Annotated in this window: 16 protein-coding genes; 14 read left to right on the top strand and 2 right to left on the bottom strand. The window is 65.7% G+C overall.

Annotation, left to right across the window (positions count from 1 at the left end):
* The first annotated feature begins 76 nt into the window (after positions 1–76).
* A complete protein-coding gene (locus tag BMZ97_RS28660) occupies positions 77–319 on the top strand; it encodes a hypothetical protein (protein WP_139221378.1) in 243 nt (80 codons plus the stop codon).
* A gap of 25 nt (positions 320–344) precedes the next feature.
* On the opposite strand, the gene BMZ97_RS28655 is transcribed toward BMZ97_RS28660, so the two are convergent.
* Both BMZ97_RS28655 and BMZ97_RS28650 read right to left on the bottom strand, forming a co-directional pair.
* Positions 345–1559, bottom strand: a complete 1215-nt coding sequence (locus BMZ97_RS28655) for a glycosyltransferase (protein ID WP_092177900.1) — start codon at positions 1557–1559, stop codon at positions 345–347.
* Positions 1508–2029: a MarR family transcriptional regulator gene (locus BMZ97_RS28650; protein ID WP_069691928.1), complete on the bottom strand. Its 522-nt coding sequence runs from the start codon at positions 2027–2029 to the stop codon at positions 1508–1510. Before BMZ97_RS28650 ends, BMZ97_RS28655 begins: the two co-directional genes overlap by 52 nt.
* 425 nt (positions 2030–2454) lie before the next feature.
* Between BMZ97_RS28650 and BMZ97_RS28645 the strand changes: the two genes are divergently transcribed.
* From BMZ97_RS28645 to BMZ97_RS28585, 13 genes are all read left to right on the top strand, one after another.
* Complete coding sequence (locus BMZ97_RS28645; protein WP_092177898.1) at positions 2455–4206, top strand: type I secretion system permease/ATPase; 1752 nt, start codon at positions 2455–2457, stop codon at positions 4204–4206.
* Entirely contained in the window at positions 4203–5561 is a 1359-nt protein-coding gene (locus BMZ97_RS28640; protein ID WP_210188356.1) for an HlyD family type I secretion periplasmic adaptor subunit, read from the top strand. The genes BMZ97_RS28645 and BMZ97_RS28640 overlap by 4 nt, the downstream gene beginning before the upstream one ends.
* A 326-nt stretch (positions 5562–5887) precedes the next feature.
* Positions 5888–6709 carry a calcium-binding protein gene (locus tag BMZ97_RS28635; RefSeq protein WP_092177894.1) on the top strand — a complete coding sequence of 274 codons (822 nt, stop codon included), beginning with the start codon at positions 5888–5890 and terminating at the stop codon, positions 6707–6709.
* A 61-nt stretch (positions 6710–6770) separates the two neighbouring features.
* Positions 6771–9053: a glycosyltransferase gene (locus BMZ97_RS28630; RefSeq protein WP_092177892.1), complete on the top strand. Its 2283-nt coding sequence runs from the start codon at positions 6771–6773 to the stop codon at positions 9051–9053.
* On the top strand, positions 9050–9895 hold the full coding sequence (locus tag BMZ97_RS28625; RefSeq protein WP_092177890.1) for a class I SAM-dependent methyltransferase: 846 nt from the start codon (positions 9050–9052) through the stop codon (positions 9893–9895). The genes BMZ97_RS28630 and BMZ97_RS28625 overlap by 4 nt, the downstream gene beginning before the upstream one ends.
* Positions 9892–11145, top strand: a complete 1254-nt coding sequence (locus BMZ97_RS28620; protein ID WP_092177888.1) for a glycosyltransferase family 4 protein — start codon at positions 9892–9894, stop codon at positions 11143–11145. The genes BMZ97_RS28625 and BMZ97_RS28620 overlap by 4 nt, the downstream gene beginning before the upstream one ends.
* Positions 11142–11894 carry a hypothetical protein gene (locus tag BMZ97_RS28615; RefSeq protein ID WP_092177886.1) on the top strand — a complete coding sequence of 251 codons (753 nt, stop codon included), beginning with the start codon at positions 11142–11144 and terminating at the stop codon, positions 11892–11894. The genes BMZ97_RS28620 and BMZ97_RS28615 overlap by 4 nt, the downstream gene beginning before the upstream one ends.
* A gap of 5 nt (positions 11895–11899) precedes the next feature.
* Positions 11900–14083, top strand: a complete 2184-nt coding sequence (locus tag BMZ97_RS28610) for a glycosyltransferase family 2 protein (RefSeq protein ID WP_139221377.1) — start codon at positions 11900–11902, stop codon at positions 14081–14083.
* Positions 14080–15390: a glycosyltransferase family 4 protein gene (locus BMZ97_RS28605; RefSeq protein WP_092177882.1), complete on the top strand. Its 1311-nt coding sequence runs from the start codon at positions 14080–14082 to the stop codon at positions 15388–15390. The genes BMZ97_RS28610 and BMZ97_RS28605 overlap by 4 nt, the downstream gene beginning before the upstream one ends.
* A 32-nt stretch (positions 15391–15422) precedes the next feature.
* Positions 15423–16610, top strand: a complete 1188-nt coding sequence (locus BMZ97_RS28600) for a polysaccharide pyruvyl transferase family protein (protein ID WP_092177880.1) — start codon at positions 15423–15425, stop codon at positions 16608–16610.
* Complete coding sequence (locus BMZ97_RS28595) at positions 16607–17794, top strand: hypothetical protein (protein ID WP_092177878.1); 1188 nt, start codon at positions 16607–16609, stop codon at positions 17792–17794. The genes BMZ97_RS28600 and BMZ97_RS28595 overlap by 4 nt, the downstream gene beginning before the upstream one ends.
* Positions 17791–19251, top strand: a complete 1461-nt coding sequence (locus tag BMZ97_RS28590; protein WP_092177876.1) for a polysaccharide pyruvyl transferase family protein — start codon at positions 17791–17793, stop codon at positions 19249–19251. The genes BMZ97_RS28595 and BMZ97_RS28590 overlap by 4 nt, the downstream gene beginning before the upstream one ends.
* Before the next feature lie 100 nt (positions 19252–19351).
* Positions 19352–20389 carry a GSCFA domain-containing protein gene (locus BMZ97_RS28585; RefSeq protein WP_092177874.1) on the top strand — a complete coding sequence of 346 codons (1038 nt, stop codon included), beginning with the start codon at positions 19352–19354 and terminating at the stop codon, positions 20387–20389.
* Positions 20390–20426: the final 37 nt, after the last annotated feature.

Below are 20426 nucleotides of genomic sequence, written 5' to 3'. Positions count from 1 at the left end.
GGTTGTATTGATGTTGAGAGGAACTGAACCTCTCCAGATTTGGGAAATCATATCTTCCCCCGCCGGGAATGCTGCGTTGCAATACGCAGCGGAAGGGGGCGCTCCTTCACTTGAGCCTTTGATCGGATTGATTGAAGAGTGGTGGGGCCAATGGCTGGACGATGATCGCGAAGATCATCTGCGGCGGCTGCATGAGATGGTAGCGCGCCTGATGGCCGCCAATGGCTGGGAAGAGGCCGGTTTCAGGCCGGTGCGCAGCGGGCGCTTCATCACCGAGGCGATGACGTTCCGTCGGGCGGGGTTCGGTCGGCTGCAGTAGCGCGATAAGAGGGCCGGGTAGCCCGTCAGGCCAGGAGCAGGTCGTCCTGCGCGACGAGGCGCCCGATCAGGCCGCGCTGCCGGTCGAGGCAGGTCTGGAGATCGTATTTCGCCGCGACCGAGTTGCGTGCCGCCTGGCGCAACCCCGCGAAGGAGGCCTGCTTTTCCAGCGCCTCATTGATGGTCCCGGCCAGCGCCGCTTCATCGAAGAACGGCACCAGCAGGCCGTTGACCCGATCCGTGATCACCTCCTGGACCGGTGGCGTGCGCGAGCCGATGACGAGGCTGCCACAAGCCATCGCCTCCAGCACCGACCAGGACAGCACGAAGGGCGTGCTCAGATAGACATGAGCGGCCGAGACCTGGAACAGCCGGATCAGCGCCTCATAGGCGAGCCAGGGGATATGGACGATCTGTGCGTCCAGCCCCGTCTCATTCAGCATGGCTTCGCGCCAAGGTCGCCCATCCGGACGCGGGCGGCCGTAGCCGGGCCCGTCACCGCCCACCGCAACGAAGATCGTGTCAGGTCGCTTGCGTGCGACGAGAGCTGCCGCGCGCATGAACTGCGGATAACCGCGATAGGGATCGAGATCGCGCGCCGCGAAGGTCACGACCGGATCGCCGCGCCGCAACCTGCGCCCGTCAGGCAAGGTGAAACTGGCGTCGGGATTGGGGTGGCACGCCGCCATATCGATGCCGTCATGGCAGATCGCGATGCGCGAACGCAGGCTGCGGGGATATTGCAATTGTTGCCAGCGCGTCGGCGCATAGGCGGCGTCGAGCGTCTCCAGCGTGACGAGCTGGGCCGCGTTGCGCATGCGGATGCGTCGGCGCTCCGCGTCGGAGACCGGCGAGGATGGATCGAAATCGAGATCTGAGCCGGCTCCATTGTAGTAATATTCGCAATAGCCGATCAGCGGTACGCCCGGCATCGCATCCTTCGCGAAGAGCAGGCCGCCCCAGCCGATATGGCCGATGACGGCGTCGGGCGGATCGTGGCGCCGCAGCCGTGCGAGTTCGGCTGCCACGGCCTCTCCGGTCCGGACATGGTAGTCGGTCGCCGCCAGGGTGGCGTGGGCCGTCGACGGCTCGCCGACGGAATAGATCACCTGCCTGAGGCCCGGCCGCTCCTGCTCGGCCCGTTCGGTGATGAGCGTGACCTCGGCGCCGTCGGCGACGAGGCGCGCGATCAGGTGAGCAAATTGACCTGATCCTGAACGATGAACGAATAAGATGTGCATGAGGCGAGCAGGACCCCTCCATAGCGCAACGCATCGCTCCACCATTGTTCCAGGCGGCGCAGCGTGTCGTGGGTGGTCTGAAGATCGGTTTCGATGTCGATCTCCGGATTTTGGCCGAACTGGCTGGTCTCGTCGAGCAGGCGCAGCCGCTCGCAGAGAAGCTGCCCCTTGGGCGAGAGCGAGATCCGGGCGAGGCGCCGGTCGCGCGGCGAGGCGCCGCGATCGAGATAACCGCTCTCGACCAGCTGTTTGAGATTGTAGGACGCGTTCGACCCGACATAGTGCCCTCGGTCGAGCAGATCGCGCACCGCGATCTCGCCCGCGCCGATCGTCAGCAGCACCATCACCTGTGACGGTGAGATGTCGTCGACCCCGAGCTTGGTCAATTCGAGCCGCAAATAGTCAAGGAAGCGCCGGCTGACCCGCTCGATCATGCGAGCGAGGTCGAGCTGAGAGACGAAGCCGCGCATCGGATTAGTGTCTGCGTCGCTTCGCCTGGTCGGACTCCTGTGATCGCCGTTGAAGGCCGTGCCTAGGATTTGATCGCCGCTGTGCGGTTTGGAATGCATTCCCTACTCCGCCTGATTTCAAAATGTGCAATCTATCCCCCAAGAATCCCCTGCCACCGTCAAATAGCCTATACGCAAAGCACATGCCACCCAAGATGTCGCAGGTGTAAGATTTTAGCAATCTGTGGATAGATCTGAACTGTTTCGAAATTCAAACTATCGCATCTTTTCGACTTAATTTTCGGCTTTGTTCAATTGTTATGACAACCTATTCTGTCATACTCTCGACACGAGCTGAAGGGCATGCTGTTAATTGTGCATGCAAACTGTCGCTTCGGTCCCAGGGCTCGCGTCCGGCCGTGGTAGATTCTCATCCGGAGATGTGAATGAAGGCTGCAACGCAGGCGCCCGACGCCTTGATTCGAGATTTGCAGCGCTCCTTTGCGGGGGGCTTGGCCTATGCCGGCTTCCTGAGCTTCTGCGTCAATATCCTGCTGCTGACCGTGCCGCTGTTCATGATCCAGGTGCAGGAACGCGTCGTGGTCAGCCGCAGCCTGGACACGTTGACCATGCTCCTGGTGATCGCGGTGGGGGCGCTGGCGCTCTATGGCACGATCGAGTTCATCCGCTCCCTGACTTTCCAGGCGATGGCGAGCATCTTCGCGCGCCGGCTCAACCTGCCGGCGCTGCAGGCGGCGGTCTCGGCCTCGCTCGAGCAGGGCTCGGGCCAGTCCACGCAGGCGATCCGCGATCTCAACGACATCCGCTATTTCATTGCGAGCTCGGCGATCGCGACGCCGCTGGAGGCGGCCTGGTCGCCGATCTTCCTGGCGGTGCTGTTCATCTTTCACCCGATCTACGGGCTCGTCGGCGCCGTCTCGCTGCTGATCCTGCTCATCCTCGGCGTGCTCTCCGACGTCCTGACGCGGCGCATCCTGAAGGAGGCCAATGAGGCGGGCGTCGCCAGCATCAACGAGGTCGGCGCCAGCCTGCGGCACGCCGAGACGATTGAGGCGATGGGCATGCTGCCGGCGCTGGCCAAGCGCTGGCGCGGCCAGCAATTGGCCATGATCGAGCATCTCGACCTTGGCACGAGGCGCGGCAAGTTCATCGCCGCGCTGACGCGCTCCTCGCGCATGACGATGCAGCTGGCGATCTACGCCACCGGCGCCGTGCTGATCATCCGCAACGAGGTCTCGGCAGGCACGCTGATGGCGGCGAGCATCCTGCTCGGTCGATTGCTCGCGCCCTTTGATTCGATGATCGGGGACTGGCGGCAATGGGTGCTGGCGGCCTCCGCCTGGAAGCGGGTGCGCGATCTGGTGCAGTCGCGCGTCTCGCAGCGCCAGACCGTGCCGACGCCGCGGACGCAGGGCGATCTCGTCATCGACCGCGTCGTCTTCGCGCCGCAAGGCTCCGAGCAGACCGTGATCAAGAGCGTCTCCTTCACGCTCGAGCCGGGTGAGGTCCTGGGCATCGTCGGACCGTCGGGCGCCGGCAAGTCGACCCTGGCGCGATTGCTCGTCGGCGTGCTCAAGCCGAATGTCGGCGGCGTCTATCTCGACGGCCACAATGTCTATCTCTGGGAGCGCAGCTCCTTCGGCGACATGGTCGGTTACCTCCCGCAATCGGTCTCACTGCTGAACGGCACCATCGCTGAGAACATCGCGCGCATGCGCAGTCCTGATCCGCACGCCATCCTGGAGGCGGCGCGCATCGCCGGCGTGCACGAGCTGATCGGCCGCATGCCGCTCGGCTACGACACCAATGTCAATGACGGCGATTTCAAGCTTTCGGGTGGCCAGCGCCAGCGCATCGGGCTGGCGCGCGCGCTTTACGGCTCGCCGCGCCTGGTCGTGCTCGACGAGCCCAACGCCAATCTCGACGCCGAGGGCGAGCAGAGCCTGATCCGCGCGGTCAATGCGGCGCGCGAAAGCGGCGCGATCGTGGTGCTGATCGCGCATCGGCCCTCGATCATGCAGGTGGTCGACAAGATCCTTGTCTTGCGCGAGGGCCGCATCAACCAGTTCGGTCCGCGTTCCGCGATCGCCGGCATGATCACGCCCGGCGGGCTGGTCGAGATGGAGCCGGGCAAGCAAGCCGAGCAGCCGAAGTCCGTGCGCGAGGTGACGGCATGAGTGGGCTTCCGATGCTGAAAGAGCCTGGCCGGTCGCTCGTCCCGTACTCGCAGGCGGCGGAGCCGGACGATGAGCGCGTGCCGACGCTGCGCAGCCTCATCCTGGCCGGGGTGACGGCGATCGCTGTTGGCTTCGGCGGTTTCAGCGCCTGGGCGCTGACCGCCCATCTCGACAACGCAGCGGTCGCAGCCGGCACCGTCATTGTCGACAGCAAGCGCAAGACGGTGAGCCATCTCGAGGGCGGCGTCCTTAAGATGCTGCTCAAGGGCGAAGGCGATCGCGTTACCCAGGGCGAGCCGCTGCTGCGTCTGGAGGATGCCCGCGCCAAGGCCGAGTTGCAGCAGCTCCAGGGCAAGCGGGTCGGTTTCGAGGCCAAGCTCGCCCGGCTCAAGGCGGAACAGACCAGCGCCGCCGAAATCGATTTTCCCGACGATATCGACAGGGCGCAGACGCCGATTGCGCGCGAGGTCATGGTGGCCGAGCGCACGCTGTTTCGCGCCCGTGCGCAGGTCTATGACGGAAAGATCCGCATCCAGCAGCGCGTCATCGAGCAATATCAGGCCGAATCCGACGCACTTCAGGCCCAGATCGACGCGACGCGCTATCAGCGCACGCTGATCGACGAAGAGACGCGCGTCGTCGGCGAGCTCTATGAGAAGCGCTACGCTAAGCGCACCCAGCTCGTCGATCTCCAGACCAAGCAGAGCGAGTTGACCGGGCGCGCCGGCGAGATGGCGGCGCGCAAGGCCAAGGCCGAGCAGGCGGTGGCCGGCGCCAATCTCGAGATTCTCTCGATCGGGCTCGATCGCCAGAGCGAGATCGCCAAGGATCTGCAGGATACGCAATTGTCGCTCTCGGAAGTGGTCGAGCGGATCATCCAGGCGCAGGATATCCTGCGGCGTCTCGTCGTTCTTTCGCCGCAAGAGGGCATCGTCGCCAATATCCGGATGCGCACCGCCGGCAGCGCCATCGCCGCGGGCGAGGCGATTCTCGACATCGTGCCCGAGCATGAGCCGCTGATCGTCGAGGCCAAGGTCGATCCGCGCGATATCGATGTCGTGCGGATGGGAGCCGAAACCCGCATCCGGCTCACAGCTTTCAACGCCCGGCTGCTGCCGCCTCTGCTGGCGACGGTCAACTATGTCGCCGCCGATCAACTCGTCGACGACAAGACCGGCGCGGCCTACTTCATCGTGCGTGCCGAGATCAGACCGGAGAGCCTCGCCGAAAATAAAATATCGCTGCAGGCCGGCATGGCGGCCGAGGTGCTGATCGTCAACGGCTCGCGCCGCGCGGTGGACTATCTGCTTTCGCCTATCACGGACAGCTTCCATCGAGCCTTCCGCGAGGACTAATTTCGCCAGCGAAAACAATCGCTTGGGCGGAATCTGTCGGATATTGCGTCAATTTTAGAAGATTGCTCCCGATTTATCGTTTCGAATTTCGAGATTATTTTGGAGTGTTTTACAGATTAAACCGCGATATTTAAAGTATAAATCTTGCTGCATCGCGAAATGGTCATAATAAAAGGCTTGCTGCGCTGCACATATTGGCTAATCTTTGGCCTGTCGAGCGATGGCGTGCTTCTTCAGCGTCATCGGAACGGCACCGAAACCCAGGGGGCGCTGCGGCTTGGTTCCGTAGACCTGGCGGTGCTTTCAGATCGCCTAGGAGGTGACTAATGGCCACGATAGAAGGAAGTGCATTCGACGACTTTTTGATAGGTAGTCGATTCAGCGACGTCATTCACGGCGCCGCGGGGCATGACGTCATTCACGGTGGCGGCGGAGATGATTTTCTCTTCGGCGACAGCGGCAATGACGTGATCTTCGGTGATACCGGCAATGACGCTATCTTCGGCGGCAGCGGCGACGATGTCCTCTTCGGGGGGCACGGCAACGACTTCCTGTCCGGCGATGCGGGCAATGACGCACTGTTTGGCGATGACGGTTCCGATTTCCTGACCGGTGGAGCCGGCAACGACGTCCTGGACGGTGGTAGCGGGGACGACATCCTGCAGGGCGGCGCCGGCAATGACATCCTGCTCGGCGGCGCCGGGGACGATATCCTGCAAGGTGGCGCCGGCAACGATCTGCTCCTCGGTGGTGCAGGTAACGACCTTCTGCAGGGCGGTGCGGGCAATGACGTGCTCATTGGCGGCGCCGGCAACGACATCCTGCAAGGTGGAGCGGGTGATGACCTGCTGTTCGGCGGCGCCGGCGACGACATCCTTTCGGGTGGCGCTGGCCATGACGTCTTCGTCTTCGCCGGTGGCGGCGGCAACGATGTCGTGCTCGATTTCCAGGCCGGCTCGGACATGCTGCAGATCGCCTCGGACATCAACGGCACGGGCGTTCACTCCGCCGAGGATGTGGCGGCGCGTGCGACGACGGTTGGCGGCAACGCCATCATCGATCTCGGCCATGGCGATACGCTGACGCTGGTCGGCGTCACGGCCGAAGACATCCAGAGCGATCCGCACTCCTACTTCTCGGTCGCCTGATGAAACTGCGACGCCGGCCTTTTCGGTCGGCGTCGCTCCCTGCTCAGCCGGATGTCGCCTCATGCTTACACTTGCGCCCGCCCAAGCGGTGGACACTGGATCAACGCATCTCGACCTGTTCCGGCTCAGCGGATCGGTTTTCCTGTTGTCGTGGACGCTCGACGTGCCGTCTTTCGGCCGTCCCGGCGTCTCGCTGGTCGGCGGCGGCAGGCGCCTGGCCTCGGCTGCGGTCACGCTCGGCCTGAGTGACGGCCGCGAGCGCGTCGTCGTCGCCTTCCGCCATGGCGGGCATGACGGCATCGTCGCGACGCTCTCCGATCAAGGCACGGCCGGCGACATCACCGCGCGGTTCGACCCGGCCCTGGTCCATGGCATGACCGAGCCTGCAGAGATTTTGCGCGACTTGACGCCGAAGGCGAGGCTGGCGCTTGCAAGCGCGCTTGTCGGTCCCTGGCCGTCATTGTTCGGCCTGTCCGCGACGGCGAGCTATCTCTCGTTTCTGCGCCAGTTCCTGCTCTGCCTTTCGCCCAAGCCCGCGCCGGCCTTGCCCGTGGCCGTGCTGGTCGAGGGCAAGGTCCTTGTCGAGACCTCGGTGCAAGGCGGGCTCAGCCCGATCAAATCCATCCACCGGCTCGACAGCGCGGGCCTCAGCCGCCTCGACGCCCGGCCACGCCTGGGCGCCGTAGACCGGGCAGGGCAGCGTGCTTTGCATTTCATCCTGGATGAGGCGCCGGCGCGCAGCGCCGGCCTGCTCCTTCTCCAGGGCGAGGCCGGTTTCGTGATTCGAGCCTTGCCGGCCCGGCAGGCGGCCCCTTCGCTCGGCCGCTGGTGGGCCGGCAAGTCCAGCACGCGCGACGGGTTGCGCAACTGGATCGTCGAGCAGCTGTCGGGCCTCTCGGAGCAAGGCAGGCTGCTGGCGATCGAGATGCAGCGGCGCTCGCCGCTCGCGGTGCAGAATGTCCGCCGCAGCGACGACCTGCCTTCGGCGGAGCTCGATATCGCGCTGTGCAATGCGGGCGGCCTGCTGCTGGGCGGCTGGTTCCGCGATCCCGACGGCCTGCTAGATCAGATGCTGCTTCATCGCGGCGAGGGGGCTGCGACCCCGATCCTTGACCGCCTGGAGCGCTTTCCGGCACTGCTGCCGGGAGGTCCCGGCAATGAGCCTCGGCCCGCGACGGGGTTTGCCGCGCTTGTTCCCGGCTACGCGGCCGGAGCGCCGGTTCTGCAACCGCGCTGCGAACTGAAGCTGAAATCCGGCACGTCGCTGTTCCTGCGTCCGGCCCTCCAGCCGGCTGATGCGGTTTCGGTTCGCGCCCGGGCGCTTGCCGCGATCCCGCCTCAGCATCTGACGGCCGAGATCATGGAGCGGACGCTGGCCCCGATGCTCGCCGCCTGTCAGGCGCAGCTGCGCGAGGATCGGCCGGAGCCGCGTATCAAGCGTTTCGGCAAGGCGCCGGCGCGCCCGGCCGTCTCGGTCGTGATACCGCTCTATCGCGCTTATGAGTTCCTGCGCGTCCAGATTCCGGCCTTTGCCGGAGATTCCTGGTTCGCGGACAAAGCCGAGCTGATCTATGTGCTCGACTCGCCTGAGCATGAGGCCGAGGTCGCGCATCTCCTGGGTGGGCTTCACCTGGCTTATGGCCTGCCGATGCAGCTCGTCGTCATGGGCCGCAATGGCGGCTTCTCGGCCGCCTGCAATGCAGGCGCGCACCTGGCGCGCGGCGAAGCGCTGGCGCTGGTCAATTCCGATGTGATCCCGGCCAGCGACGGCTGGCTGCCGGCGCTCATTCGTAAGCTCGACCGGCGCAACCGCGTCGGCGCCGTGGGGCCCAAGCTGCTCTATGACGACGGCTCGCTGCAGCATGCGGGGCTCTACTTCAAGCGCGACAGTAAAGGCTGCTGGCTCAACCATCATTACTTCAAGGGCATGCCGGGCCATTACGCCCCGGCGAATGTCGAGCGGCCGGTGCCGGGCGTCACCGGTGCCTGTATCGTCATGTCCCGGGCGCTGTTCACCGAGATCGGTGGCTTCGACGACGCCTATGTCATCGGCGATTACGAGGACAGCGATCTGTGCCTGAAGATCCGGCGCGCCGGCTTCAACATCGTCTATGCGCCCAGCGTGGCGCTCTACCATCTCGAGCGGCAGTCGATCTCGAAGAGCCTCGACTACACGCGCGGCGTCGCCTCGCAGCATAATTCCTGGCTCCAGACCCGGCGCTGGGACGCTCAGATCGAATTGCTGATGGGCGAGATCGACGCCCCGGCATCCGCGCGCAAGCCGTCCCTGCGTGAGCCCGACATCCTTCCCCGCGCCAATCTCAGGAGAGCGACAGCAGCATGACGGCGACACTGGCCTTGAGACCCATTGCGCCCGAACCGGCGCTTCCCAGCTGCCCGGTCGGACCGGAGTTCGACTGGCTGCTGGCCTCGGTCCAGACCAACCGCTTCCTGCCGCATCCGCCGCCGGACAGCATTTTTGTCGGCGATGGCGATTATCGCGCGATCGGCTCGGAGTTCCTCGGTCATTTCGTCCGTCTGGGCCGGTTGTCGCCGACGGAGCGCGTCTTCGACATCGGCTGCGGCATCGGCCGCATGGCGGTGCCGCTGACGCAATATCTTGATCCCGAGCGCGGCAGCTATGACGGTGTCGACCCCGTCATGGACGGCATCCTGTGGTGCGCGCAGACGATCACGCCGGCCTATCCGCGCTTCCGCTTCCAGCGGCTCGATATCGCCCATCCGCTCTACAATCCGCAAGGCTCGCTGCCGGGCACGGAGGTGCAGTTCGGCTTTGCCAATGGCAGCTTCGATTTCATCACGATGGTCTCGGTCGCCACCCATCTGCCGCCCGACGAGCTCGTGGTCTATGTCAACGAGGCCTCGCGCCTGCTGGCGCCCGGTGGCCGGCTCTTCCTGACCGCCTTCGCGCTTGACGGCCAGAGCACGGGGCAGGAGCGCCTGAAGTTCAAGCGCTGGCGGGACGGGCCGGGCTGGTACGCGATCGAGGAGGCGCCGCTGGCGGCTGCCGGTATCGACGAGGGTTTCCTGCTCGAGACGACGCAGAATGCCGGCCTGGCCGTCTCCAGCCTGAGCCGCGGCCATTGGCGCGGGATCAGCGCGGCGCATTACCAGGACCTGCTGATCGCGATCAAGCCGGAGCGCGGCCCGGAGCGTGGCCTATGACGCGTCGCATCCTCGTCGTCGCGCATAATCACCCGGATCTGCATCCCGGCGGGACCGAGATCTTCGCCCATGACCTGGCTCGGAGCTATCGCGAGCAGGGCTGCGAGGTGCTGTTCCTGGGCGCCACCAACAGCATTCACCGGCAGCCTCATCCCGGCACCGCCCTCCAGGCGACCGGCGAGAACGGCGACGTGCTGCTTTGGAGCGGCCATTTCGACCGCTTCCATCTCAGCCAGATCGACCATTACGGTACGCTGCAGGACCTCGCGACGCTGCTGCAGGAGTTCCGGCCGGACGTCATCCACATCCATCACCTCGTCCTGATTGGCGCGGAGTTCCTGCCGCTGGCGCGCCGGTTGCTGCCGAACGCGGCGATCGTGATGACGCTGCACGACTATTATTCGATCTGCCACCATGACGGGCTGATGGTGCGGCCGACCGACAAACAGCGCTGCTCCGGCGCCTCGCCGACGGCCTGCCATGGCTGCTTCCCCGAGATCGGCTCGGATCGCTTCCTGCTGCGCGAGCGCTTCCTGAAGACGCACCTGGCCGCGGTCGACCGCTTCGTCGCGCCGAGCCACTTCCTGCGCCAGCGCTATCTCGACTGGGGACTGCCCGGCGAGAAGATCGAGGTCATCGCCAATGCCCGGCCGGCGCAGGATGCTGTCGCGCACCGCCCGACTGAGGGGCGCAGGACGAGTTTCGGCTATTTCGGCAACATCAACCCCTGGAAGGGGGCCTTGCCCCTGCTGCAGGCGGCGAAGCTGATGAAGGCCGCCGGCGAAACCGGCTTCGAATTGCGCATCCATGGCGGTGCACCCTTCCAGACCGAAGCCTTCACCACCGCTTTCAATCAGGCCCTCACGGCGGCCGGGGGCGTGGTGACCCATTGCGGCCCCTATCGCCGCGAGGACGTGCCGGCCCTGATGAGCGAGATCGACTGGGTGGTGATGCCCTCGATCTGGTGGGAAAACGCGCCGCTCGTGATCCAGGAGGCTTTCCAGCATCGTCGCCCGGTGATCACCAGCGGCATCGGCGGCATGGCCGAGATGGTGCGTGACGGCGTCGATGGCCTGCATGCGCGGCCGGGCGATCCGGTGCATCTTGCGCGTACCTTGCGCCGCGCGATCGAGGAAGACGGGCTCTGGCAGCGCCTCGTCGACGGCATCGTGCCGCAAACCGGCATGGCCGATTGCGCGGCGACGCATCTTAGCCTGTTCGACAGGCTCAAGCTCCAGGTGGCGGCATGACGATGGCGCAGAACCAGGACGACACGATCCGCATGCCCAATGTCACGCCGGCCCGCCTGAACGGCCGCGTCGATGCGCTCGACGGCAACCGGCTGCATGGCTGGATCTGGGACGAGGCGCGCCCCGAGGAGCGCCTGACGGTCAAATTGCTGCGCGATGGCGCGCCGGTCCAGGAGGCGAAGGCCGATCAGGGGCGGATCGATCTGCGCCGCAACGGCATCGGTGACGGCAAGCACGCCTTCGCCATGGAACTCGACGATGCCGTCGCCGCGGCGCGCGATCATCTGACCATTATCGGCGTCTCGCCGAGCACGGGTGCGGAGCTCGAACTCAGGCTGCCACCGCCGGCGGAGCTTGCGGCGGAGGCGGCGATCGCCGTGCCGCTGGCCCGTTTCTTCGACCGCGTCGAGGCTTTGATCGCGCTGAACCGGCGCACGCAGATCGCGCAGAAGGAGCTTGGCGAAAAGCTCGACCAGATTGCACTGCGCCTGAACGAGGACCGCGCCCCGGCGCGGGATGCCGAAGTGGAGGCGGCGCGGGAAGATCATATCAGCCGGCGTCTCGCCGAGCTCGACATCTTCCAACTGCGCTTCGACGCAACCTTGGCGAGCTTCGACGAGCGGCTGGTCACCATCCGCAAGGAGGCGCGTGCTCCGCTGCGGCAGGTCACCGTCATTCTCGGCTTTCTGTCGGGGCTTGCTGCCCTCCTGTCCTTTGTCACGCTCGCCGTGACGCTGGTTGATCGGTGATGTCCATGAGCGAAGTCATCGTTCCCGAACGAACCCGCCTGAGTCCCGCTCCAACCGTCGCCTGGACGCCGCTGGGCGAGAACGCGATCCTGATCATGAGCGCTTGCGACGCTATACCGGGCAAGGTTCCGGTCGCGGTCGACGGCAATCCACGCAACAAGGTCGAGACCATGGCGCTGACCTGGCGCCGGCCTCAGGCCGAGCCCGCCATGGCGGTGGGCTTCCTGTGCCTGGCGCCCGCGCCATCGGCCGACCGCGCCGAGCCGGGCGCCATCCTGCTCGGGCGGCCGGGCCGGCCGCTGCGCCTGATCCTGTCACCGAAGCCGCTGCCGCTGCAGGCTTTCCTGGCCGCGCTGGCGGAGGAGGCGGGCCAGGCCTTCCCGACCGTGGTCGACGGCTTGCTCGAGATATTGCTGGCGGGCAAATCCAACCCGCGCCGGCTGCGCGCGGTCGGGATGCTGCTGCAGTCGGTCGCCAAGCCCGGCGGCTTCGTCGAAGTGATGGGCGCGCTCGACGAAGGCGTCTTCCTTCAGGGCTGGAGTTCGAATTTCGCCGCCGGGCGCACCAAGCTGCTGATCGCAAGTGGCGGACTAGCGCCGGCGGCTCTGGAGGCTGGCACCTTCGAGCGCGACGATCTCGGCGAGGGCGCGCGCGGCTTCTTCGGCATGCTGGAGGATTGCGCCATCCGCCATCCCAGCGAGATCGAGCGCCTGTTCTTCCGCGGCACCGATGGCTGGCGTGCGCTTGAAGTCTATGAGCGCTATGTCCTGCTCGAGCCGATCACCGTTCCAGGCCATCTGCGTGATGGCCTGCAGCGCGGCACGGCCCCGCAGGCGACGACCGACAAATTGCGCCGTGCTTCGCAGCGCTTCGACGGCCGCGACACGGTCTGCCTGCTGGACGTGCCCGTGCGCGCCGGCATCGACAGCGCCACCATCATTGAGAGCGCCGGCGTCTTGATCATCGGCTGGCTGTTCGATCCGGAGCGCAAGGTCAGTGCGGTCACCTTGCGCAGCGGTGCGCAGTCCTGCGTCATCGATCGGCTCTGGACGCGTGTGACGCGGCCCGACGTTACGGCGGCCTTCATGGAGGATCCGCGTTTCGGTCCCGCTCTCGCCGCGCGCCGCAGCAGCCACGGCTTCATCGTCTTTGCGCCGAAACTGATACCGGAGCCCGGACAGCCGCTTTATCTGGAGTTCGAGATCGAAAGCTCCGGCCCCGCCTTCCTGCCGCTGGAGCCTGGCCGCGGCCAGCCGCGTCCGACGCTGGAGCGCATCTTCGGCCTGCTCGACCCGCGCTCCTCGACGGCGAATCTCGTGGTCGAGCGCCAGGTCGCCCCGGCCCTGCAGGCGGCCGAGATCGCGCCGCCGCGCGTGGTCGAGACCTTCGATGTCGGCGCCTTCGACCCGGAGGCGCCGCTTGGCCTGGTGATCGGGCTCGACCATCGTCATCGCGAGCTCTCGGCCTTGTTCGCGCTTCTCGCGATCGATCCCGAGATCCGGCCCATTCCGATCGTGCTGGCGGCGCCTGGCGAGAGCTTCGACAAGATCGGCGCGGAGGCGCGGCGTCTGGCGCGGTTCTACGGGCTCTCCGTCAGGCTCGTCCTGGTCGAGGGCGTCGAGGATGCCTGCGACGCGCTGGAGGCCGGCGTGCGAGCCTGCCGTTTCCAGACCGTGGCTCTGCTGTCGGGCGCTGCGCAGATCAGGATGCCGGGGTGGCTCGGCCGGCTCGAGCGCGCCTTCCGCGGGCGAGGGGGGCAATGCGTTGCGAGCCCGACCCTGCTGTTCGAGGATAATTCGATCCGCTGGGCCGGCGCCTGGCTTGATGGCGAGGGGGCCAACCGGCGCGTCTCCAACCGCTATGTCGGCTATCCCCTGGATGCCATCGGCAATCTCGGACCGATGGAGGTCGCGGCGGGCGCGACCGAATGCTGCGTCCTGTCGCGCGCCGCCTTCATCGAGGCCGGCGGCTTCGCGCGGAACTACTTCACCACCGGTGAGAAGGGACTCGATCTCTGCCTCAAGCTCAGGATGGGCGGCGCGCCCTCGCTCTGGGTGCCCGAGGTCGAGGTCTATGTCGTCGACGATGGCGAGATGGCGCGGCCCCATATCGGGGCGCTGGCGCAGCTCGCGGACCGGACCAGTTTCGACCGCCGCTGGGCGCTCGCAATTTCGAACATGAGAGGATGACGATGCGGGTTCTTGTTGTGTCCCATGCGCACCCGTCGTTTTCGCTCGGAGGCGCGGAGATCGCGTCCTACAACCTGCATAAGGGTCTGCAGGCCCATGAGGGCGTCGACACGCATTATCTCGCCCGCGTCGGCGCGCCCACGCCGCGCCATGCCGGAACGGCGCTGATGAGCCTGCGCCAGCAGGGCGGCGAGCTGCTCTATTATGCCGAGGATTACGACCACTTCCTGATCTCGAACCGCGCCACGGAGGAGATCGAGCGCGATTTCGTTCGGGCCTTGCGCGACCTCAAGCCCGATGTGGTGCATTTCCACCATTTCATCGGGCTCGGGCTCGAATGCATCTTCGCCGTGCGCGACACGCTGCCCGACGCGCTGATCGTGGTGACGTTCCACGAATATCTCTCGATCTGCCACCATCACGGCCAGATGGTGAAGACCGGCGCGTTCAAGCTCTGCTACCGGGCCTCGCCGACGGATTGCAACGCCTGCTTTCCGGATATCTCGCCGGCCCGCTTCCTGGCGCGGGAGACCTTCATCAAGGGCGTGCTCGGCCTCGCCGACCATTACATCTCGCCGAGCCGCTTCCTCGCCGAGCGCTACCAGGCCTGGGGACTGCCGGAGGAGCGCTTCTCGGTGATCGAGAACGGGATCGACGTGCCCGAGGTCGCGCCGCCGCGGCCGCTGCCGGAGCCGACGGCGCGGCGCTCGCGCTTTGCCTATTTCGGACAGCTTACGCCCTATAAGGGCGCCGATGTGCTGATCGACGCCGTGACGCGCATTCCCGATGCGGTCTGGGGCGAGGATTCGATCCTGCTGGTCTATGGCGGCAATCTCGAGCGCCAGCCGCAGGCCTATCAGGACAAGTTCGCCAAGCTCGTCGAGAGCGCCGGCCGGCGCGTGCGCTTCTGCGGCGCGTTCCAGAACCATGAGATGCCGAACCTGATGCGCTCGGTCGATTGGGTGGTGATGCCCTCGATCTGGTGGGAGAATTCGCCGATCGTCATCCAGGAAGCCTTCTTCCACGGCCGGCCGATCCTCTCCAGCAATCTCGGCGGCATGGCCGAGAAGATCACCGATGAAGTCAACGGCCTGCATTTCCGCTCCGGCAGCCCGGAGGATCTCGTCGACTGCATGACCCGGGCGCTGAGCGAGCCGGATCTGTGGTCACGGCTGCGCGGCGGCATCACCCCGCCGCTCAACCATGTCGAATGCGCCGCGACCCATGTCTCGCTCTACCAGCGCCTGATCGCTGAGCGAGGCATGCCGATGCCAGCAAGCCGCACGGCGACGCCAATGATCGCCTGATGCCAAGCGGACATAAAAAGGGAAAAGCAAAGATGGCCCGCATCCTCGTTATCAGCCCATCCGGGGAGGTTTACGACCACGATAATGTGCGCTGGTACGACCACAGTCAGCTCGCCAGCCACATCAACCACTATCACAATATCGGCGACGCCTTCGTCTTCGATTCCTCGCTCAAGCTCTTGAACTTCGAGCAGCTCGACGCCTTGCCGATCAGCCATGTCGACCCGGCAGAGATCGACCGGCTGAATGCCGAATACGATTACGTCTTCCTGCGCGGCTCCAACTATGTCCATGCCGAAATGGACTGGGAACGGACGGTCGATGTCCTGCGCCGGCTCAAGATCCCGGTGATCGCCTTCGGCATCGGCGCGCAGGCGCCCGTCAGCGGCAAGCTCGAATTGAGCCAGGATACCAAGACCGTGCTGCGCTTGATCGCGGATTCCACCGCCTCGCTCGGCGTGCGCGGCACCTATTCCGCCGAGGTGCTCAATGAGCTCGGCATCAAGAATGTCCGCATCATCGGCTGCCCGACGGCCTTCCGCGCCAACAATCCCAATCTCGCGATCCGCCTGCCGGCGCTCGACCAGGTCAAGACGGTCGGGGTGACGATGCGGCGCGAGGTCTCCAGGGACTATGCCCAGGACATCCAGCGCTACCTCACCTTCCATCGCGATCTGGTGAAGACGATGGCGGGCCGCTTCGACGTGACCCTGATGGCCCAGGGCGAGGTCGAGGAGAAGAAGCTCGCGCTCGGCTCGCCCGAGCAGAAGGAGGAGGCGATCGCCGCCCTGCGTGAGAATGGCTGGGCGAATGAATGGTTCCTCGATGAGGAGATGGAGCGGCTCTACCGCAGCGCGATGTTCTATTCCGACGTGGTCGCCGAATATCAGCAACTCGTGCGCGGGCTCGACCTCGTGCTCGGCTATCGCTTGCACGGCAATCTGATGGCGCTCGCCAATGGCACGCCGTCGATCTACTTCACCTATGACAGCCGCACCGTCGAATTCGCGGAAACCTTCAAGATCCCGAGCTTCGACGTCTTCTCCGGGCAGGAGTTCCGCCTGGAGGAGTATTGGGAGCAGGCGCGCTTCGACCGCTTCAACGCCAACTACACGCAGGTCTATGGCGCGATGCGCGACTTCCTGGTCGAGAACCGCGTCGACAACAAGATGCTCGGGCAGAAGGCCACCGCTGCCGAGCCGGAGCGCAAGGTCGCATGATGCGGCGGTGTCGCGCCGAGCTTGCGGGGCCGCTGGCGGCGCTCATGCTGCTGGCAGTGCCCTCCGCCTTGTCCGCGCAGGCGTCGGGCTACCGCGTCGAGATCGCGCCCGGCGCGCAGGAAGAGACCGTCTTCGACTGGGCCCGGCAGCGCTGCGAGCAATGGGATATCCCCGACGCGCCGCTGCGGGCCTATCGCGACGATCGCGGCGAGGTCGTTGCTTTTGCGAGCCACCATCGCAGCCGTGCCATGATCGGCCGTGGACTCGACCGGGTCGCCTCGTCCTGCGCCATCGCCTTCCAGGCCAAGCGCAGCGCCAATCCCGGCGATTTCAGCGATTTCAGCTGGATCGGCGCGACCTGGACCGGCAATGGCCGCGACGTCTTCGCGCTGATGCATGACGAGTATCACGCCAATGAGCATCCCGGCGCCTGTCGCTTCAAGGAGGCGATGAGCTGCTGGTACAATGTCGTGACCGCGGCGCGCTCGCGCGATGGCGGGCGCAGCTTTACCCCCGATCAGCCGCCGACGGTGGTTGCGGCCCCGACCTTCCGGCAGGATGTCGGGCAGGGGCGCCATCGCGGCTTCTTCAACCCCTCCAACATCGTCCAGCGTGACGGCGCCTGGTACGTGCTGATCGCGACGACGGGCGGCGAGGGGCAAAAGCCCGGCGTCTGCCTGTTCAAGACGACGACTATCGCGGATGCGACGAGCTGGCGGGCCTATGACGGCGCGGATTTCACCCTGCGCGCGGTCGATCCCTATCGCGGGGACCTGTCGCAGGCGAAACCCTGCCAGCCCCTCAAGGAATTGCCGACGACGGTCGGCTCGGTGACGCGGCATGAGGCCAGCGGGCGCTGGCTCGCGATCTTCCATCTCGGCCCCGACCCGTCCAAGGGCGTCGTCGGCGGGCGCGTCGCCTATAGCTGGTCGAGCGACCTGCTGAATTGGACGCCGCTGCAGACGCTCGTCACGCATCCGACGATGTGGAGCAAGGATTGTAGCGACCAGCAGCGCTACGCCTATGGCGCGATCGCCGACCCGGCCTCGCCCTCACGCAATTTCGAAACGACTGGCGACGAGGCCTTCCTGTTCATGACGAAGCTACATGTCTCCGGCTGCAAGATCGGGCCGGAGCGGGACCTCGTCCGGATCAAGGTCCGGATCGTGAAGGAGACACCATGAACGCGCCCGTGCTCAACCTCGCCACCGCCAGCTCGACAGGGCAGGCCGTGAAGATCCTGCGCGCAACGACGAGCGAGATCGTCGTCTCGGCCGCCCGCCGGCCGGAGGGCGGCTGGCCGGATCTGCGGCTTCTGCTCGATGGGCAGGACTACGCCACGATTCATCCAGGCGTGCTGGTTCCCGGCGATGCGACCGTTGCCGAACTCACCATACCGCTGCCGCGCCTGCCCGACGGGCGCCCGCATTCGGTCGCGGTCATGGATGCGGCGACGGGAGCGCTCGCCCCGGGCTCGTATCTGAGGCCTGTCGCGACCACGAAGGCACTGAGAGCGCTGGTGATCTACCCGGCCGGCGAGGTCTACGACCACGACAAGGTGCGCTGGTATCGCGCGCCGATGGAGAAGCTGCTCTCCGACTATTTCAACATCGGCGACATGATCGTCTACGACTCGACGCTGAAGCTCCTGCGCTACGCGCATCTCGAGCCGATGAAGATCATGAACCCGACCGAGGCCGATATCGAGCGCTACGCCAGCGAGTTCGACTATGTCTTCGTGCGCGGCTCGAACTTCATCCATGAGAAGATGGAGTGGTTCCGCGCCGTCGAGGTGCTGGAGCGCGTCAAGCTGCCGGTCTACGCCATCGGCGTCGGCGCGCAGGCGAGCCTGAACCGCGCGATCGAGCTTTCCGAGGGCTCGAAGCGATTCTGGAGCATCGTCGGGGATCGCTGCGCCGCCATCGGCGTGCGCGGCGCCTTCAGCGCCGAGACGCTGCGGCATAACGGCGTCAAGAATGTCGAGGTCGTCGGCTGCCCCTCGATCTTCCGCACCCGCAACCGCGACCTCGCCATCAAGATTCCCGACCAGCGCGAGATCCGTAAGGTCGCCTTCAGCCTGCGCCGCGAGTTCGACAGCAGCTACACGGCCAATCCCGAGACCTATATCCGCAACCAGCGCCAGGCCCTGCTCAAGGTCGACAGCCAGAGCGACATGGTGATGTCCTCGCATGGCGAGCAGGAGGAGAAGGCCTTCTTCCTGCGCGACGATGCCGCCAAGGCCAAGGCCGTCGCCGAATTCGTCCATTCCGGCTGGTGGGATGGGCCCGACGATGCGCGCATGCGCGACATCTACGAGAAGAAGCTGTTCAGCTTCTTCGATGTCGAGCGCTACGACGAATTCGCTGCCGGCCTCGACCTCGCGGTCGGCTACCGCGTCCATGGCGTTCTGCCGGCGGTGGCGCATGGCGTGCCCGGCGTGCTCGTCGCCTATGACACGCGCAGCCAGGAACTGGCGGAGACGCTGAAGATTCCGGTCGTGCCGGAAGCGGCGCTGGCCGAGGGCGGCTGGCGCGCCGTCTATCAGGAGGCGGCGCTGAACGCGCTCTCGAAATCCTATGCCCAATCCTATGACCGCATGCGGAATTTCCTGGTGGCGAACGGCGTGCCGCACCGGATGTGAGCGGGCAGGGCGCCGGCTCTTACCGGTGCCCTTCCGATCGGTTTTCTAGAGGGGGCCCGCGGCGGCGACGCCGGCGGTCCGTAGCGGCAGGAGCATACCGATGAAGATCGAATACGACGCAGGCACCGCGCTCTCGATCATGCGCGGCAACCCGGTTCGCGGCTGGACCTCGGGCAAGGCCGAGCGGATGGCGAAAGCCCGGCTGACCACCGGCGATTTCGTCCAGATCGAGCACAAGCCGAAATTCCAGATCGATCCGTCCTGGCCGATCTTCACCATGGGCTCCTGCTTCGCGCGCGAGGTCGAGAACGTCCTGATGATGCGCGGCCTGTCGCTGGTCACCCGGGGCCATGGCGTGCCGGCCGAGCATTTCGAGACCTGGGACGCCACGACCGGGCGCGGCGGCGGGGCCGCGGGCGGCGAATTGAGCCGGGGCGCGCTGAACAAATATTCGGTGCGCTCGATGACGCATGAACTGAAGCGCGTGCTGCTCGACGAGAGTTATCCGCATGACGGCCTGATCGAACTCGCGCCGGACCAGTGGTTCGATCCGCATGCCAGCGGCCTGCGCCTGCTCGACCGCGAGACCGCCTTCGCCAACCGCAAGCGCCTGAGCGCCGCGACCGCGACGATCAAGCAGGCGCGCATCTGCTTCTTCACCCTGGGCCTGACCGAGACCTGGCTCGATGCGGAGACGGGGCTTGCGATGAACGCCCATCCCGGCCCGGCCTGGCTCGCGCGCATGCCGGAGCGCTTCCGATTCATCGATTACGGCTATGAGGCGACGCTTGCCGACATGCTGCAGATCATCGCGATGATCCGCGAGCATTGCCATCCGGAGATGCGCTTCGTCGTCACCGTCTCGCCGGTGCCACTGGGCGCGACCTTCAAGGACGCCGACGTCATCGTCGCCAATAGCGGCTCGAAATCGGTGCTGCGAGCGGTCGCCGAAGAGCTCTTCCGGCGCTTCGACTTCGTCGACTACTTCCCGAGTTACGAGATCGTGCTCAATTCGCCACGCGCTCTGGCCTTCCAGGAAGACCAGCTCCATGTCGCGCGCGACATGGTCTCCTGCGTGATGAGCCATTTCGAACGCAGCTATCTCAGCGGCGAGGCTGCGCGCTCGGAAGCGGCTTAGAGGCTGGTTGTTATACTCGGAACCACGCCGTCATCCT

The organism is Allobosea sp. OK403, from assembly GCF_900113835.1.
In the GTDB taxonomy this organism is placed as follows: Bacteria; Pseudomonadota; Alphaproteobacteria; order Rhizobiales; family Beijerinckiaceae; genus Allobosea.
The sequence above is the reverse complement of the archived record's forward strand: the minus strand, read 5'-3'. Positions and strand labels throughout refer to the sequence as shown.